Source organism: Sorangium sp. So ce281, from assembly GCF_051527395.1.
Taxonomy (GTDB): Bacteria; Myxococcota_A; Polyangia; order Polyangiales; family Polyangiaceae; genus Sorangium; species Sorangium cellulosum_B.
The window spans coordinates 7,765,544-7,782,525 of the sequence record NZ_CP150322.1 but is presented as its reverse complement, the minus strand read 5'-3'; the positions used below and the strand labels follow the sequence as shown (position 1 = coordinate 7,782,525).

Below are 16,982 nucleotides of genomic sequence, written 5' to 3'. Positions count from 1 at the left end.
TTCGGGCGTGCGAATCTGGGTGACGGGCATCGGGGTCGTCTCGCCCCTGGCGCGCGGGGCGAACGAGACGATGGACCGGCTCATCGCAGGAGAACGGGCCTTCGCGCCGCTCTCCTTGTTCGAGATCCCCGGGACGCGCGGGCGCATCGCCGCGGAGGTCCGCGACCTCTCCCCCGAGGAGGTCGCTCCGCCCGGCGAGGCGGAAGGGTGGTCTCGGACCGACGCGATGGCCGTGCTCTCGGCCCGCGAGGCGCTCGCGCACGCGGGCATCGACCCGAGGGGTGTTCCGGTCGACCTGGTGGTCGGCGGGACGACCGCCGGGATGTTCGAGACGGAGGACTTGCTCGCCTGGCTATCGCACGACCCCAGCGCGATCGCCCCCCTGAAGCGGATGCTCTCGCATCCCCTCTCATCGACGGCCGACCACGTCCGCGCCGCCGTCGGTCCGTTCCGTCGGGTGAGGAGCGTCTGCAGCGCCTGCTCGAGCGGCGCGAACGCCATCCTGCTGGGCGCGGCCTGGCTCCGCGCCGGCCTCTCCACCCGCGTGCTCGCGGGGGGCGCCGACGGCCTGTGCCGGCTGACGTACACCGGCTTCGGCGCGCTCGCGGCCGTCGATCCGGAGCCGTGCCGCCCGTTCGATCGGCGGCGCGCCGGCCTGAACCTCGGCGAAGCGGCGGCGTTCCTGCTCCTCGAGTCCGAGGACGCCGCGCGCGCGCGCGGGGCGGAGCCGATCGTCGAGCTCCGCGGATGGGCGACCGGCGCCGAGGCGCATCACATCACCAACCCCGAGCGCGAGGGGCGCACCGCCGCGCGCGTCATGCGCGACGCTCTCCGGTGCGCGGCGCTCACGCCCTCGGATCTCGATTACGTCAACGCGCACGGCACCGCGACGCCGCTGAACGACGTCATGGAGAGCGCCGCCCTGCGCGCCTGCCTCGGCCCCGAGGTGGACCGCATCGCCGTCTCCTCATCGAAGGGGCAGATCGGGCACACGCTCGGCGCAGCGGGCGCGGTCGAGGCCGCGATCACCGCCCTCGCCATCGCGCGCGGCGTGATGCCCCCGACCGGCGGCCTCGAAGAGGTCGACCCGGACTGCCAGCTCGTGCACTTGAAGGAGGCGCGCGAGGCGCCGATCCGGTCGGCGATGTCGAACTCCTTCGGCTTCGGCGGCACGGACAGCGTGCTCGTGCTCGCGCAGCCAGGCCGCTTTCCGCCGCCGCTCGACGCCGGCAGCGCGCCCCGGCGGCGCTCGGTCGTCGTGACGGCGGCCGCGACGATCGGCCCGCTCGGCGTCCTCGCGTCCCGCGGCGGCGCCGCGTATCTCGAGCCTGGCCCTCCGCCGGCGGAAGGGGCCATCCCCTTCAACACGGCCGCGCACCTCGATCTCGCGCGGGCGAGGCGGCTCGACCGCGCTGGCCGGCTGACGACGGCCGCGATCCTCACGGCCCTCTCGGAGGCCGGGCTCGGCGGCGCGGTTCAGGCCGAGGCCGGCGCGGGCGATCCAGCGGCCGACGTCGCGCCGAGCCGCACCCTTCCAGGCGCCATCGTCGGCGCGTCCTTTGGCAGCGTCGACGCCTCGACCGCGTACATGCGGCGCATCTACGACAAGGGCGCGAAGTACGCGAGCCCCGCCGATTTTCCGAACCTGGTCCCCTCGTCGCCGGTCGGGCATGCCTCCATCTACCTGGGCCTCCGTGGCCCGGTGTTCGCGATGGCCGATCTCGGAGCGACCGCGGAAGCGGCCATGGTCACGGCCATCGAGCTCATCACGGCCGGGGAGGGGGAGGCGCTCGCCGCGGGCAGCGTCGAGGAGACGAGCCCGATGATCGAGCGGTGCCTCGGTCCGATCTGCTCGCAAGTCGTCAGCAGCGGTGTCCGCAGCGAGGGCGCTGCCGTGCTGCTCTTCGAGAGCGCCGCGCGCGCGCGTGAGCGAGGGGCGCGCCCGGTGGCGATGGTGTCCTGGTGGAACTCCTGGCGGGGTGACGGCGTGGGGATGCTGGCGGGAGCGCCAGCGCCGGCGCGCCTCGGCGCTCCGGGAGAGGTCGCCCTGCGAGCGCAGGCCACCGTCCCGTCGCCGGCCGCCGTCTTCGTCGGACGGGAGGAGGAGCGTCTCGTCGCCTGCCTGCAGGGCTCACCGTGGGCCGAGGTGCCGCGCTCCACGCTCGCGTCGCGCTCCGGCGATCACGAGGGCGCCGGCGGGTTCGCCGCTGCTGCGGCGGTCGCGGCGCTCGCCAGCCGCGACCTCGCGAGCGTGCTCGTCGTGGGCGGCGCACCCGACCGGGGATACGCCATCCTGCTGGTCGCTCCCGGCGACGCGTGACGACATCGCCGCCCGCTCCCCGCCGTCGTGCGCGGCGCCTCGTCAGCGCCGGGCGCCTCCTGCTCTTGCTCGCGAGCCTCCCGGCCTGCGCCGCGGGCGCCCCGCGGCGCGGCGGCGCGCTCGACGCCGAGCTGGCGCGCCTCCTGCCTGGCCCATCGGCGGGCACGTCCACGGCGCGGCTCGACCCCTCCGCGTGGCGAGAGGGGCGCGAGCGCCTCGCAGGTCTCCGCCGCGAGGTCGAGGGGGCTGGCCCGCGCACGCTCCGCGTCCGCCTGGCATTGCGGGAGCCGCGCACAGGCCACGTGCTCGAGGCGCGCGGCGCGATCGCGGTCTCCCCGCCGGCGATCGACGGGCGCGCACGCGCGGCGGGGAGCGACATTCTCGAGCCCGAGGGCGCGCTGCGGATGATCCTCCTCGGCCCCGGCGGCACCACCGCGCTCGACCTGTGGGCCCGCGGCGATCGCTTCCGTTTCGCCGTTCCCGCGCTCGATCTGCTGAGGCGCGGCGACGCCTCGACGCCACGGACCGCGCTCCGCGGTCTGCCGGTAGATTTTCTGCGCTGGTGGATGCTCCACCCGGCCGCGGGGACGCTGCTCTGGTACTCGCGCGCCGAGAGCACGGATTCCTTCGTCCTGCGCGACGGCGACGCCGTGATCGATCTGCGGGTCGACGACCGGGGCGTGATCGGCGCGCGCCGCACCACGTGGTCGACGGCGGAGGGCGCACGCCGGCGCCGGCTCGACGAGGAGGTCGTGATCGCCGAGGGCATGGGCTGCGGCAACGTCCGTTACGCGCAGGCCTCGACCGGGCTGCTCATCACGGTGATCTGCGAGGCCGAGGAGCGGGATCGCGCGCCGGATCCGCGCGCGTTCGTCGATCCCGACGCGCTCCGGCCGGGAGGCGGCCCATGAGCGACGCCTGCGTCATCGCCTCGGGCGCTGTCTCGGCGCTCGGCCTCGGCCCCCTCGCCTACCGCGTCCCTCGGGCCGGCGAGCCTGCGCCTGTCGCGATCGCGCGCGACGCGGAGCTGGCTCGCGCCGGCCTGCTGCGGCCCTTCGCCGCGCGCGCGCCCGCGGAGCTCGGCGTCGCTCCAGGCGCCGATCGCGCCGCGGACCTGCTGAAGGCGGCGCTCTCCCAGACCCTCGCGGCGCTGGAGGGCGTGCGTCCGGGCTTTCGTGGCGAGCGCATCGGCATCGCCCTCGGCACCTCCAGCGGCGGCATGCTCACCGCGGAGCGGTTCTTCGCCGCCCGCGCCGAGGGCGCCGACGCCGGATCGCTCGCCGCGCTGGCCTCGCGCGCGACCTATTTCGCGCCGTTCAACGACGCGCTCGCGGCGTTCGGGCTCGAGCGGACCCCGCTGCGCACGCACCTGCTCGCGGCGTGCGCGGCGAGCACCCTGGCGATCGGCCTCGGTCTCCGCTGGCTCGATCGCGACGCCTGCGATCTCGTGCTCGCCGGCGGCTACGACGCCCTCAGCATCTTCGTCGCCGCCGGCTTCGAGGCGCTCCGCGCGACCACGGCGTCCAGGTCGCGCCCGTTTCGGGTCGGCCGTGACGGCATGGCGCTCGGCGAGGGCGCCGCCGTCGTTGCCCTCGTCCGCGAGGACCGCCTCCGCGGCGCCCCGGTGATCGTCCGCGTCGCCGGCTTCGGCGCGTCCACGGACGCGGTGCACATCACCGCCCCGGATCGGACCGGCTCGGGGCTCGCGCGCGCCGGCGCCGCGGCGCTCGCTGACGCCGGGTGGCCTGCCTCGCGCGTCGGTCTGATCAGCGCCCACGCCACGGCGACGCCTTACAACGACGCGATGGAGTCGCGCGCGATCGCCGCGCTGCTCGCGCCGCGCGGCGCCGCGGAGGGCTCGGGCGCGCCGCCGGGCGCGGATGCGCCTCCGCCGGTGGTCCACCCGTTCAAGGCTCAGATCGGGCACACGCTCGGGGCCGCGGGCGTGCTCGAGGCGCTCGCCGCAGCAGCCGCCCTCCAGGCGTCCATCGCGCCGCCGGCGGCCTCCGAAGGCGAGCTCGACCCCGACGCGCCGGCTCACCTGCTCGAGCGCGCCGAGCCCCGCCCGCTCTCTTCGGCGCTCAAGCTCTCGGCGGCGTTCGGCGGCGCCAACGCCGCCCTCTTGCTCACGTCCTCCGCCAGCGGGCGCCGCCCGCGTCGCCCGCGCGCCGTGGTCCTCCGCGCGCACGCGCACGTGACGGGCTCCGATCTCGGGCGCCTCGCCGAGGCGACCGGCATCGCGCGCGATCGCCTCGCGCGCCTCGACGCGCTCTGCCGGCTCGGCCTGACCGCGGTGGCAGCCCTCGCCGCCATCGTCGGCGCCGATCGCTTGCGGGGCGCCGGCATCGTCGCGGGCCACGCGCTCGCCACGATCGACACCAACGACGTGTACGACGCCCGCCGCCGCGCCCGCGGAGCCCGCTTCGTCGAGCCGCGCCTCTTCCCTGCGACGTCGCCGAACGCGATCGCGGGCGAGTGCGCCATCGCGTACCAGCTCACCGGGCCGAGCTTCGCGGTAGGCGCCGGGCTCGGCGGCGCGCTGGAGGCGCTCCGCGCCGCGGCCGAGCTCGTCGCGTCCTCCGACGCCGACCGCATGGTCGTCCTCGCGGCCGACGACGCGGGGCCGGTCGCGCGCGAGCTGCTCGGCCTCACCGGCGCCCAGCACCGCGCGCTCGCCGGCGGCGCCGTCGCGCTCCTCCTGCAGGCGGATCCCGGCGACGAGGAGCGCCTGCGCAGGGTCGATCCGGACCTTCCTGTCGACCACGAGGGGCCGGTCGGCCATCTCGCGCTCCTCCGCTGGCTCGAGGAGCACGCGTAGCGGCGCGCCCGTCCCCGTCATCCTTCGGTGGTCGCGATCGCTTCGCTTGCCGATCCGCGCCTCGATCTGGCAAGGTTCCCAGCTGGAATCAGCTGCTTCCCCCGAGCGTTGTCCTGCCCGCGTATGTTCTGCCGCCAAACAAAAGCTGTCGCTTCGCTCCTCGTCGTTGCTTCGACCGTCCTCGCCGGGTGCGCGACGCACTACATCCCGAACACGGACGTGGAGGACAACGACGACAACCGCAAGATCATCTCGTTCTGCGAGAAGTACCGCAACGCGGTGGAGAGCAAGAACGTGGGCGAGCTGCTCAAGCTCGCGTCGCCCAAGTACTACGAGGACGGCGGCAACATCGATGCGGCGGACGATCTCGATTACGCTGGCCTGCGCGCGTACCTCACCGGCAAGTTCCAGGACGCTCGCGCCATCCGCTACGAGATCCGTTACCGGCGCGTCCTCAAGGGCGATGACGTCATCTACGTCGACTACACCTTCAGCGCGAGCTACCGCATCCCGGGGGGCAAGGGCGAGGAGTGGCGCCGCAAGGTCGACGACAACCGGCTGGAGCTGGTGGAGTACCAGGACGGGTACCGCATCGTCGCGGGGATGTAGCGGGCGGTCGCTGCGCGACGGCGCGGTCGACGTACGCCAGGGCGTGCGGCGGGAGCTCCGCCCGCTCTAGTTCAGCGCGCTCCTCGAGGAGGGGGCGTCGAACACGCCCTTCTCCTTCGCGGCGGCGAGTATGCGGAGCGCGGTGCGGTAGCCGCGCAGGACGAGCGGCTTGGCGGCGAACCGGTTCATGTAGCTGTACCGGCCGATCGCGGGCGCCACGTCCAGGAAGGTGACGTTCGGGTAGAGCTTGGAGAGGAGCTCGACGCCGCGGCGCTCCTTCTCGGCCAGAAGGATGCTGAGCGACTGCCGGACGACGCTGGGCGCGCCGCTCCTCGCGATCGAGCGCTGCGACTCATCGCGCTCCTCGGGACGGTAGATGTTGGAGATGATCACGATGTTCGCGCCGGCATTCACGGCCACGTCGGCGGAGAGCGTCCGGATCACCTCGCCGCTCAGGTGATAGCGGCCGTTGATGCGGTAGGGCCGGAACAGGCCGGGCACGCAGCAGCTGGCGGCCACCGCCTGGCTGATCGGCGTGGCCTCGTCGTGGCCCGGGCCGAACACGACGCGCTTGGCGCTGTCCACGTCCACCGCCGTCACGTAGACGGCGTGCGGCAGCTGCCGGAAGTCGTTGATCGGCAGCGTCCGGCGCACGTAGCGCTCGAGCCTGTCGATCGAGAACACCCCCGAGCAGAGGTATCCCGGGTCCAGCAGATCGCGCAGGGCGGGAGCGCCGAAGAAGCTCGACACGTGGAGGCGAGGCCCGCGGTGACGTCGTCTCCAGGGGAGGCGGTAGGCGTCGAGCAGCACATCGAGCGGGATGTCTTGCCCGTACGTCGCGCTGACCAGCGCGCCCGCTCCCGCGCCCACGTAGATCTCTGGATGGATGCCCAGCTCCTCGCAAGCCTTCAGCACGCCGAGGTGCGCAAGGCCGCGCGCCGCTCCCCCGGAGCCCACGAACGCGATCTTGAGGCGGCTCATCGAGCCCCGATCTTGTCGGAGAGTTGGCACAAGCGCAAAGCCTACTGTAACTGGAAGTCCTCGAGCAGCCGATAGATCCTGAATCGCGGGCCGTCGCGGCGCAGCCAGACGACGATCTCGTCGCCGAGCAGGCGATCCGTTGCGACCCGCGCGGTCGCGATCGGCACGCGGATCACGACGTCCTGGTCGTCGAGCGTCTCCGGCTGGATCGCGGGGTGTTGCGGCGTCGCGAGCACGTCCTCGGCGCGGAAGATCTGGAGCTCCGACTCCCGATAGAGCGGCTCTCCGGCGAGCTTTCCGTACTCGAGTCGCCGGAACCGCTGCTCCCACCAGAGCCCGGCGCTCGGCGGCTGCCCCGATCCACCCGAGCCGGTGTGGATCGCGAGGGCATCGCGCGTCAGCAGCTCGCTCAAGGCTTCGCTGTCCTCGGCGACCACCCGCCGGAAGAACTCGTCCACGACGTCCAGCGCGGCGCCGACGCCGAGCGGTGTCCGGAGGGTCACGACGCTGTCCTCGACGTCTGCCTGGTTCGTCGGTGGCGGCGGGGTGCTCGCCGGATCGAGCGCCACGCCGTCGGGGCGGCGGCGCTCGTCGGAGAGCTCGGCGGCGGTGGGAAAGGAGGCCGGTCCTCCGCGAGCGCACCCCAGGAGCGACCCGCCCGCGATCACGGCGACGAGCAGCGACGGACACGCTCGCGACGGCCGAGAGGTGTCCGGAGCGCCGGCCGGCGGCGCATGGGCCCTGGGCTCCTGCGGGCCCTCCGGGCGTTCAGAGCGGCTCGATCGCGGGAGCATCGGCGCGGGTGAACGTCACGATCGCACGCTCGCCAACGTGGGTCCACCCCGCGGGGGCCTGGTCGTCATCGAAGTCCGACGCGACGAGCGTCAACCGGCTCGCGGCATAGTCGGGCATGCGCATCCGGCCCAACCCGCCGTCGCTGAGCAGCCGCTCCATGTCGTCGCTGCCCTGGTAGATGCGGTACGCCATCGACGTGCCGCCGTGGGCGGCGAGCAGGTACTCGGGGTTCGTGACCACGATGTTCATCGCGCTCGGCCCCGCCCCTTCCTCCGCGCAGAGCCGGTCCACGAGCGCGATGGAGGACCGCAGGGCCGTCCGCGCGCTCGCCGCGTCCACGTTGGGTCGATCGAGCTGGCCGCTGTCGTGGAGGAAGGACAGGAACAGGTGGAAGAGGATCTCGCTGTCCGTCTCGCCGCGAACGTCGCGCTGGAGAAACTGCGGCAGCGAGTCGCTCAGCTGGCTCCGCAGGCGGGCGAACCCTTCGACCGTGCCCGTGTGGGCGAACAGCCACTGCCGATAGCGGAACGGGTGCGTGTTCTCGGTGCGCAGGCTGCCGACGGTCGCAGCCCGGACATGCGCCACGAGGATGTCGGCGCGCACGTCCTTGGTCATGTCGGTCAGGCTGATCTCGGGTCGATCGTCGATCGGCCTGCGCTTGAGGAGAATCTCTCCTCCCTGGTAGAAGCCGACCCCCCAGCCAGGGATCACGCCCTCCCTTCGGCGAACCGTGAGGGCACGTTCTTCGAGCTCGATCGCACGCGCGCCGAGATCCGGACGGTTACCGATAAAGCCGACGAGACGAGCCATAGCTTTGTCCTCGCGAGTTGGGTCGGGGAGGCGGGGGCAGGGTCCGGCTCGCCGGTAGAGCGCTCCCTCATCTGCAAGCAGGGGTGGCTCCGTCGGTCGGCCGAGTGAGCGTGGGTCGCGGGTTGCGCCCTATGCTTTCTTGATACGACAGAGTCGCCCTGCAAGCAGAGCAAAAACGGATCCCCTGCGGCGAGGCGGGGCGCGGGCACGGCCTGACCACACTGCCCGCCGTTGTCGCGCGTCGCGTGGGCTTGCCTATCGCGTGACCTCTTACTCACGCTCCTCGCACAGCGTCGCGATTCCGACGCGTGGGTGCGCGCGAGGAGCGGCTAGCCTCGTCTGCTCCTACGCTTCCACGCTTCCACGCTCCCACGCGTCGGCCCGCCGCGTCGGCGCCGTGGCGCATCGCGCCGTGAACGAGGCGCTGCCAAGCAGCGCCCGGGATTTCCCGCAGGATCTCTGACGCGCGGCACTAAGGCGAGAGCCGATTCAGCATGCGCGGGAACGGGATCGTCTCGCGCACGTGCGGCAGACCGCAGATCCAGGCGACGCTCCGCTCGACGCCGAGCCCGAAGCCCGCATGCGGGAAGGTGCCATACCGGCGCAGATCCAGGTACCAGCCGAACGCCTCGGGGGGCAGCTGATGCGCCTCGATTGCCCGCTCGAGGGTGGCGAGATCATCCTCGCGCTGCCCGCCCCCGATCACCTCTCCATAACCTTCCGGCGCCAGGACATCGACGCAGAGCGCGAGCCGGTCGTCCGTCGGATCGCGCTTCATGTAGAAGGCTTTCACCCGAGCCGGATAGCGGTGAATCATGACGGGGCGATCGTACCGGCCGGAGATGATCGTCTCGTCCTCGCCGCCGAAGTCCTCCCCCCAGGGAAAATCGGGAATTTCGGCTTCTCCGGCCATTTTACGTTTCTCCGCGCGCGCCTCGTTCAGGATGGCGACGGCCTCGTCGTAGCGGATGCGCGGGAACGGCTTCTTGACGGCCTCGAGCTTCCCGACGTCGCGCTCGAGCACCGCGAGCTCGGGGCGGCGCCGCTCGAGGACCCGCTCGACGATGAAGCAGAGGAAATCTTCCGCGAGGTCCATGTCGCCCGCGAGGTCCATGAACGCCACCTCGGGCTCGACCATCCAGAACTCGGCCAGGTGGCGGCGGGTCTTCGACTTTTCCGCGCGGAACGTGGGCCCGAAGCAGTACGCCTTCCCGAACGCGGCCGCTGCCGCCTCCATGTAAAGCTGCCCCGACTGGGTGAGGTACGCCTTCTCGCCGTGGTAGTCGGTCTGGAACAGCGTGCTCGTCCCCTCGCACGCGTTCGGCGTGAAGACCGGCGCATCGACGAGCGTGAACCCGCGCCCGTCGAAGAAGTCGCGGATGGCCTGGATGATGGTGTGACGAACGCGCAAGATCGCGTGCTGCCGCTTCGATCGCAGCCAGAGGTGGCGGTGATCCATGAGGAAGTCGGTCCCGTGCTCCTTCGGGGAGATCGGGTACTCGCCGGCGGTGGGGCCGAGCACACGGAAGCCGGATGCGGCGATCTCGTAGACCCCGGCGCGCTTCGGGTGCGCCTTCACCTCGCCGACGACATCGATCACGCTCTCCTGGGTGACCTTGTCGGCGGCCGCGAAGACCTCGTCGCCGACGTCGCTCTTCGCCATCACGCACTGGACGGTGCCGAAGCCGTCGCGCAGCTCGAGGAAGTGGAGCTTGCCGCTCGATCGCTTGTTGTAGAGCCATCCGCGGAGCACGACAGTGCTGCCGACGTGCGCGCTGAGGTCGCTGGTAGCAATGACGGGCTGATCCTGCATGGGCGCCCGAAATAGCACGGTTTAGTTGCGGCTGACGCCGGCTCCGGCCAAAAATGGCGCCATCTTGGTCCTCCAACGGCATCGCGCGCTATCGCTCTGCTTGCCCGCGTTCATTCTGCTGCTCGCTGCAGGTGGCACGCCGCTCGCCGCGGGCGGCTGCTCGGCGCTCTATCCCGAGCTCTCGACCCGCCTGCACGAGCCTCCTTCAGGCCAGGAGCTGCATCCTCCGCCGCCCGAGAACGTCCGATGGCTGCGGGTCGTCCGGGCGAGAATCCCGGAGCGCACTCGGGACGGCCGAGCCTGGGATTCCGGCGTCGGCGGCCTCCCGGACCCCTATGTCCGCGTCTTCGTCAATGGCGCGGAGATCTTTCGGACGGCGGAGCAAGCGAACACGCTCGAGCCGACCTGGCCCGAAGGACCCAGCGGCAACTTCCTGATCTTGCCCGAGGACCGGCTCCGGGTGGAGGTCTGGGAAGCGGATCCGCTCATCGACAGGCCGATCGGGGTGCGCGACATCGGCCGTCCGAGCGATACGCACCGGGCCGCAGGCGAGATCGAGATCGAGCTCGACGCAGGCGGCTCGCTCACGCTCGCGTTCGAGCCGGCGCACGCCAAGCTCGGCCTCGGCCTCTGGTACCAGCTGCACTCCGGCTCGGCATTCATCTCGCGGACCATGGAGGGCGGACCTGCAGAGCGCGCCGGGCTCCGCAAGGACGACGAGGTGCTGGAGATCGCCGGGCAGCCGCTGCGGCGCATGTCCGTCGCGGCGATCCGGGGCGCGCTCGACGCCGTGCCGCGCGCCGGGCTCGTGCTCCTGGTCAAGCACGCCACGGGCACGACCGAGCGGATCAGGGTCCACGAGGGGCCCATCTATCCGCTGTTCGATCGCTTCGCCGCCGAGTAGGGGAGCCAGCGCGCCGTGAAGATCCCGCCCTTCGGGCTCACCACCCGGGAGATCCGCGAAGAGCTCGCCCCCTTGCGGAACGACTTCTCCATCGCCGTCTGCCGCGCGAAGAACCCGTTCAACATCGGCGCCATCATCCGCGTCGCGCACTCGTTCCTGGTGCGGGAGATCTTCCTGATCGGGACCGAGCCCTACTACGAGCGCGCTTCGATGGGCATGCAGAAGTACGAGACCATCGTCGAGTGCCCCGACGAGGCGAGCTTCCTCGAAGCGGCGCGCGGCCGCCCGCTCATCGGCGTGGAGCGCGATCACGCGCGGCGCACCCTCTGGGAGGCGCCGTTCCCCCGCGGGCTCGTGTTCCTCTTCGGCAGCGAGGATGACGGGCTGCCGCAGGCGCTGCTCGACGCGTGCGAGGACGTGATCGCGATCCCCATGTACGGGATCAACCACTCGTACCCCGTGGCGATCGCGGCGGGCATGACCCTGTGCGAGTGGGCTCGTCGGCGCGACCCGCGCGGCGGCGTGAGCCGCGCAGGAGGGTGAGCGGCGCCGGGGCGGGCCCCCGTCCGTGGACGGAGGGGCGCTACTCGGGGTAGCGCTCGAAGACGAGGAGCTCGCCCAGGAGGTCGTGATCGAGCGTTCCAGCAGGGCGCATCCCGAGCTTCTCGATCACCCGGAGCGACGCGCGGTGCCAGGCCGGCGTGGTCGCGATGACGCGCCTCACGCCCGGCTGCTGCAGCGTCCAGCGCAGGACGGCGCGCGACCCCTCCGTCGCGTAGCCTTGGCCCTGGGACTTGCCCTCGACGCCGTAGCCGATCTCCACCGTGCCGGTCGCGTCGGGCCGGCCGTTCAGCACCACGCTGCCGACGACGACGCGCTCCTCCTGCTCGCGCGTCACCATCAGCCGCGTGCCCCACAGGAACGCCTCTGGATCGTCGCGCAGCCGGTCGAGCGGCGAGCTGAAGGCGCGCTCGACGAGCGCGCGCCCGGGCCAGGCGCCAGGGAAGCGCGCGCCGGACAGGGCCTCGGCCTCGGCGCGATCTCCGCGGATGACCGCCTCGAGCAGGGGCAGCGAGACCGGGGTGAGCGCCAGGCGCTCGGTAGTCAGGGTGCTCATCGCGAACCTGCGCCGGATCAGATCATGCGCCGCGGCTCGCCGGAAGTCGAAATGGCGAAGGGCCGACTTCCCGAGGAGGAAGCCGGCCCTCGCCCGCCGGGCTTAGCGGTCAGCGCGGCGCGTCGCGATCAGAAGTCGTGGCCGTGGCCCGCGTGGCCGCCACCAGCCGCCGCCTTCTCCTCCTTCGGCCGCTCAGCGATGAGCGCCTCGGTGGTGAGCATCAGGCTGGCGACGCTGGCCGCGTTCTGGAGCGCCGACCGGACGACCTTGACCGGATCGATGACGCCCATGTCGAGCAGGTTGCCGTAGTCGCCCGACGCGGCGTTGTAGCCGTACGAGTCCTTGCCCTCGCGCACCTTCTGCACGACGATCGAGCCCTCTTCCCCGGCGTTGGCCGAGATCTGGCGGAGGGGCTCCTCGATGGCGCGGCGGATGATGTTCACGCCGAACCGCTGCTCGTCGTTGACCTTGAGCTTCTCGAGCGAGCTCTGCGCGCGGATGAGCGCCACGCCGCCGCCCGGGACGATGCCCTCCTCGACGGCCGCGCGGGTCGCGTGGAGCGCGTCCTCGACGCGGGCCTTCTTCTCCTTCATCTCGGTCTCGGTCGCGGCGCCGACCTTGACGACCGCGACGCCGCCCACGAGCTTCGCGAGCCGCTCCTGGAGCTTCTCGCGGTCGTAGTCGCTCGTCGTGTTCTCGATCTGAGCGCGGATCTCCTGCTGCCGGGCCTTGATCTTGTCCTTCTTGCCCTGGCCGCCGACGATCGTGGTGTTGTCCTTGTCGATGATGACGGTCTTGGCGCGGCCGAGATCGCTGATCGTGACGTTCTCGAGCTTGAGGCCGAGCTCCTCCGCGATCACCTGGCCGTCCGTCAGGGTGGCGATGTCCTTCAGCATCTCCTTGCGGCGATCACCGAAGCCCGGCGCCTTGACGGCCGCGCAGTGCAGCGTGCCGCGGAGCTTGTTCACGACGAGGGTCGCGAGCGCCTCGCCCTCGACGTCCTCGGCGATGATGAGGAGCTGCTTCTGGCTCTTGGCGATCGCCTCGAGCACCGGGAGCAGGTCCTTCATGTTGGAGATCTTCTTCTCCGAGATGAGGATGTAGCAGTCCTCGAGGTTCGCCTTCATGGCCTCGGGATCGGTCACGAAGTACGGCGAGAGGTAGCCGCGGTCGAACTGCATGCCCTCGACCACGTCGAGGGTCGTGTCGGCGCTCTTGGCCTCCTCGACCGTGATCACGCCCTCCTTGCCGACCTTCTCCATGGCGTCGGCGAGGAGCTTGCCGATCGTCTCGTCGCCGTTCGCGCTGATCGTGCCGACCTGCGCGATCTCCTTCGCGTCCTTCGTCTGCTTGGCCGAGCTGTGGAGGTGCGCCACGATCGCCTCGACCGCCTTGTCGATGCCGCGCTTGATCTCCATCGGGTTGTGCCCGGCCGCGACGAGCTTGGAGCCCTCGCGGTAGATCGCCTGGGCGAGCACCGTCGCGGTGGTCGTCCCGTCGCCGGCGATGTCGCTCGTCTTCGAGGCGACCTCGCGGACCATCTGGGCGCCCATGTTCTCGAAGCGGTTCTCGAGCTCGATCTCCTTGGCGACCGTCACGCCGTCCTTGGTGACCGTCGGCGAGCCGAAGCTCTTCTCGATGACGACGTTGCGCCCCTTCGGGCCGAGGGTGACCTTGACCGCGTCGGCGAGGGCGTTGACCCCCGCGAGGATCATGCTGCGGGCGGACTCGTTGTAGATGATTTCCTTGGCTGCCATGGTGTCTCTCCTAAGTTCCTTCTGTCGCCCGCGTCACTTCTCGATCACGCCGAGGATGTCGTCCTCGCGGAGGATGAGGTGCTCCTCGCCGTCGATCTTGACCTCGGTGCCCGAGTACTTGCCGAAGAGGACGCGATCGCCCTCCTTGACGTCGAGCTTCCGCACGGTACCGTCCTCGGCGACCTTGCCGTTGCCGACGGCGACGACGGTCCCCTCGATCGGCTTCTCTTTCGCGGTGTCCGGAATGTAGAGACCTCCCTTGGTCTTCTCTTCTTCCTTCACGCGCTGAACGATCACGCGGTCCTGGAGCGGTCGAATCTTCATCTTTGCAAGTCCTCCGGGGACGAGCGCCGCGTCCCACGAACGGCGAGACCCAGCCGGCGCGACGGAGCGCGCCGGAAGGCCCCCTACGGTTGCAGTCTGGGCACTTTGCTAGCACTCACCTGAGGCGAGTGCTAGCGAGCGCGCGGAAGATAGCCACCCCCTGGAGGGTGTCAAGAGTGGCTCCAGGCCGGCACTTTGCGTGTTGGCAGCCAGGCGCAGAGGTGGCTGTAAGTTCTGGAGATCGCAGGGGAAGGTGCGTGGCGCAAGGCTGGGCTCGGCGGAGCCCCTCGGCTAAAATACGCTTATGAGGGCAAAGCTGCGGCAGCACAGTGACGCGATGCCCTCAGGGCCTCCAGCCCGAGGGAGGCCGTCAGGACGTGTCTGGTTGACCTGAGCGCGCGGTGGCCCGGGTTACGTCGGTATCCAGGGCACCCGCAGAGGTGAGGTGCCGCTGTGAGCCAAGCGATCTCTCTGTCCCCGAGCATGACCCGCTATTTCCAGGAGGTTGTGGACGAGGCGCTCCGAGTTCGGAACGTCGCCGCCACCGAGGCGGCGTCGAGCTACCTCGTCGGTCTGCTCTGTGCTTTTGCTCACCCGGACGAGCATGCCGAGTCTGCCTTCAACCAGCCCCTGACCTTTCTTCTGCGCGACGCGCTGGAAGCCTCCGGAGCCGAGCGCTTCCAGCGGCTGCGTAACCTGGGAGACAGCGTGCTCTACGTGGTCGGTTTCTTCGGCGGCCACATCGAGCTCAAGGGGGTCGATCGCGGCTACGTGGTCGGGGTCGGGTCGACCGCCTACCACCATGCGGCCGCTATGCTGCGCCTCAATGCGCGCGTCGGCCAGGGGCCCGATGTTCTTTCGGAGATGGCCGAGAAATTCGAGCGGTTCGTGAGCGTCCTGAACGATGTGGCCGACGGCACGCTCGCGTCGGGGGCCCGGGACGAGCGCTCGGTGCTCCGGCTGTACGAGCGCTGGGTTCGTACGGGATCGAGCCGCCTCGCGGATGAGCTCGGGGCACGAGGGCTCGTGCCGAGCCGTGGTACGGGCGGGCTCAACTGATGCGGGGGGCGACCTTCCCGTCCCGGATCCAGCAGCACCTGGCGCGCACCTATGCGCTCGATGACGCGCCCGCGGTCGACGATTTCATCCGGCTGACGGACGGCAGCGCACGCGAAGCGCTGCTGATCCGGTACGCCGACGGGGATATCGAGATCGCGCTGCACCTGCCCCGCCGGGCGATCGCGCGGGGGCGAGAGCGGACGTTCGACGAGATCTGCCAGATCGTCGAGGGCGTGAGCCACTTCCTCTATGTGGCCGAGCGGGCCCGCAGGGAGCTGCCGGCGACCCAGCTCGAGCTCGAGCTCCAGGCCGAGGTCGACAAATACGTGCTGCTCGTCCATGGCGATCTGGCTGACGAGGTCGAGCCGCCAGGCCCGCCGCTCCGGCGCCGCCACGAGGCGGCCCCGCCGGGGGCGGGGCGCTTCGAGCCCGAGCGCGCCGCGCGGATCCGCGCCCATCTCTTCGAGCGGGTCACCTTCATGGATCCGCCGGGCACGGAGACCGGCGACCGCTACCGGATCGCGAACGATCTGGCGGCGCGGTTCGCGGGCCGACTCGAGGCCGAGTTTGCCCGCCACGGGCGTCATGCCGAGCTGCTCGCGGCGCTGCGACGCTTCTACGCGGCGGGGCAGACGGAAAAGATCGCCCTCGCGCGCGCCGCGTGAGCGCATCCTCCCGGTCGCTCGGGGTCGCTCGGGAGGCCGGCGAACGGGCGGCGGCGACGAAGAGCGCTCGCCGCGGCCGCGCGCTCTCGTTCTCTCTTGACCGGTTCGCGCGCACGTACTCTCATCCGCATCCACGATGCCTTCCGCGAGCACGATGCCGCCCCGGGTGCTGGTGGCCGAAGACGAACCGGCGATGTTGAGCCTCGTTGCGCGTCACCTGAGGAACCTAGGGTTCTCTGTGATCGAGGCTTCCGAGGGCGATGCCGCCTGGGAGCTCGCGCGTGAGCACCGGCCGGATCTGGTGATCCTGGACGTGATGATGCCCGGCATGAGCGGCTGGGAGATCTGCAAGCGGCTGAAGAGCGACACGTCCGACGGACGGCCGTTCGCGAGCACCGGCGTCATCATGCTCACCGGGATCGGCGAGAACCTGAACGAGATGACCTCGCCGCTCTTCGCCGCGGACGCCTGGTTGAACAAGCCGTTCGATTTCGGGGAACTGGACGCGCGGGTGCGCGAGACGCTCGCGCGTTATGCGAAGCAGGTTCCCGATGCGAACGGCGCCAGGGCTCAGGCGAGCGCGGTTGGCGAGGAGCGTGAGGCCGCGGAGCTGCCGTCTTCCAGAGAGCGGGCGACGGGGGCGAAGAAGTCGGCGGCAAACGGTGCCATGGCGAGCAGGGCGGCTGCGAAGCGGTCGGCCGTGACGAAGAAGCCGGCCACCAAGGCGGCGAAGAAGCCGGCCGCCAAGGCAGCGAAGAAGCCGGCTGCGAAGGCGGCGAAGAAGCCGGCTGCGAAGGCGGCGAAGAAGCCGGCCGCCAAGGCAGCGAAGAAGCCGGTCGCGGCGAAGAAGCCGGCCGCGAAGGCGGCGAAGAAGCCGGCCGCCAAGGCAGCGAAGAAGCCGGTCGCGGCGAAGAAACCGGCCGCCAAGGCGGCGAAGAAGCCGCTCGCGGCGAAGAGGCCGGCCGCCACGAAGGCGGCGTCCAAGAAGAAGTCGATGAAGTGATCCAATC

Annotated in this window: 16 protein-coding genes; 9 read left to right on the top strand and 7 right to left on the bottom strand. The window is 71.2% G+C overall.

Annotation, left to right across the window (positions count from 1 at the left end):
• The first annotated feature begins 7 nt into the window (after positions 1 to 7).
• From WMF27_RS29450 to WMF27_RS29435, 4 genes are all read left to right on the top strand, one after another.
• Positions 8 to 2,320 carry a beta-ketoacyl synthase N-terminal-like domain-containing protein gene (locus WMF27_RS29450; protein ID WP_437943181.1) on the top strand — a complete coding sequence of 771 codons (2,313 nt, stop codon included), beginning with the start codon at positions 8 to 10 and terminating at the stop codon, positions 2,318 to 2,320.
• Entirely contained in the window at positions 2,317 to 3,231 is a 915-nt protein-coding gene (locus tag WMF27_RS29445; protein ID WP_437943180.1) for a hypothetical protein, read from the top strand. Before WMF27_RS29450 ends, WMF27_RS29445 begins: the two co-directional genes overlap by 4 nt.
• The gene (locus WMF27_RS29440; RefSeq protein WP_437943179.1) at positions 3,228 to 5,138 is read left to right on the top strand and encodes a beta-ketoacyl synthase N-terminal-like domain-containing protein; all 1,911 of its coding nucleotides are present in this window, start codon (positions 3,228 to 3,230) and stop codon (positions 5,136 to 5,138) included. The genes WMF27_RS29445 and WMF27_RS29440 overlap by 4 nt, the downstream gene beginning before the upstream one ends.
• A gap of 123 nt (positions 5,139 to 5,261) precedes the next feature.
• On the top strand, positions 5,262 to 5,747 hold the full coding sequence (locus WMF27_RS29435; RefSeq protein ID WP_437765552.1) for a hypothetical protein: 486 nt from the start codon (positions 5,262 to 5,264) through the stop codon (positions 5,745 to 5,747).
• Positions 5,748 to 5,813: 66 nt separating this feature from the next.
• Here WMF27_RS29435 and WMF27_RS29430 read toward each other — a convergent pair whose 3' ends face one another.
• From WMF27_RS29430 to asnS, 4 genes are all read right to left on the bottom strand, one after another.
• On the bottom strand, positions 5,814 to 6,728 hold the full coding sequence (locus tag WMF27_RS29430) for a patatin-like phospholipase family protein (RefSeq protein ID WP_437765553.1): 915 nt from the start codon (positions 6,726 to 6,728) through the stop codon (positions 5,814 to 5,816).
• 41 nt (positions 6,729 to 6,769) lie between these two features.
• The gene (locus WMF27_RS29425) at positions 6,770 to 7,396 is read right to left on the bottom strand and encodes a hypothetical protein (protein WP_437765554.1); all 627 of its coding nucleotides are present in this window, start codon (positions 7,394 to 7,396) and stop codon (positions 6,770 to 6,772) included.
• 100 nt (positions 7,397 to 7,496) lie between these two features.
• Positions 7,497 to 8,234: a class II glutamine amidotransferase gene (locus tag WMF27_RS29420; RefSeq protein WP_437765555.1), complete on the bottom strand. Its 738-nt coding sequence runs from the start codon at positions 8,232 to 8,234 to the stop codon at positions 7,497 to 7,499.
• Between the two features lie 571 nt (positions 8,235 to 8,805).
• Positions 8,806 to 10,146 (bottom strand): asparagine--tRNA ligase, encoded by a 1,341-nt coding sequence (asnS, locus tag WMF27_RS29415; protein WP_437765556.1) that lies wholly within the window; start codon positions 10,144 to 10,146, stop codon positions 8,806 to 8,808.
• Between the two features lie 100 nt (positions 10,147 to 10,246).
• Between asnS and WMF27_RS29410 the strand changes: the two genes are divergently transcribed.
• On the top strand, positions 10,247 to 11,050 hold the full coding sequence (locus tag WMF27_RS29410) for a PDZ domain-containing protein (RefSeq protein WP_437765557.1): 804 nt from the start codon (positions 10,247 to 10,249) through the stop codon (positions 11,048 to 11,050).
• A 15-nt stretch (positions 11,051 to 11,065) separates the two neighbouring features.
• The gene (locus WMF27_RS29405; RefSeq protein ID WP_437542947.1) at positions 11,066 to 11,593 is read left to right on the top strand and encodes a TrmH family RNA methyltransferase; all 528 of its coding nucleotides are present in this window, start codon (positions 11,066 to 11,068) and stop codon (positions 11,591 to 11,593) included.
• Positions 11,594 to 11,633: 40 nt separating this feature from the next.
• Here WMF27_RS29405 and WMF27_RS29400 read toward each other — a convergent pair whose 3' ends face one another.
• From WMF27_RS29400 to groES, 3 genes are all read right to left on the bottom strand, one after another.
• The gene (locus WMF27_RS29400) at positions 11,634 to 12,167 is read right to left on the bottom strand and encodes a GNAT family N-acetyltransferase (RefSeq protein WP_437765558.1); all 534 of its coding nucleotides are present in this window, start codon (positions 12,165 to 12,167) and stop codon (positions 11,634 to 11,636) included.
• Positions 12,168 to 12,295: 128 nt separating this feature from the next.
• Complete coding sequence (gene groL / locus WMF27_RS29395) at positions 12,296 to 13,924, bottom strand: chaperonin GroEL (protein ID WP_437765559.1); 1,629 nt, start codon at positions 13,922 to 13,924, stop codon at positions 12,296 to 12,298.
• Between the two features lie 33 nt (positions 13,925 to 13,957).
• On the bottom strand, positions 13,958 to 14,248 hold the full coding sequence (groES, locus tag WMF27_RS29390) for a co-chaperone GroES (RefSeq protein ID WP_012238539.1): 291 nt from the start codon (positions 14,246 to 14,248) through the stop codon (positions 13,958 to 13,960).
• Between the two features lie 453 nt (positions 14,249 to 14,701).
• On the opposite strand from groES, the gene WMF27_RS29385 reads away from it, so the two are divergent.
• The 3 genes from WMF27_RS29385 to WMF27_RS29375 all read left to right on the top strand — a co-directional run bounded on the left by WMF27_RS29385 (position 14,702) and on the right by WMF27_RS29375 (position 16,975).
• Positions 14,702 to 15,307 (top strand): hypothetical protein, encoded by a 606-nt coding sequence (locus tag WMF27_RS29385; RefSeq protein ID WP_437765560.1) that lies wholly within the window; start codon positions 14,702 to 14,704, stop codon positions 15,305 to 15,307.
• A complete protein-coding gene (locus tag WMF27_RS29380) occupies positions 15,307 to 15,972 on the top strand; it encodes a hypothetical protein (protein ID WP_437765561.1) in 666 nt (221 codons plus the stop codon). Before WMF27_RS29385 ends, WMF27_RS29380 begins: the two co-directional genes overlap by 1 nt.
• Before the next feature lie 136 nt (positions 15,973 to 16,108).
• On the top strand, positions 16,109 to 16,975 hold the full coding sequence (locus WMF27_RS29375) for a response regulator transcription factor (protein ID WP_437943178.1): 867 nt from the start codon (positions 16,109 to 16,111) through the stop codon (positions 16,973 to 16,975).
• The last annotated feature ends 7 nt before the right edge of the window (positions 16,976 to 16,982 follow it).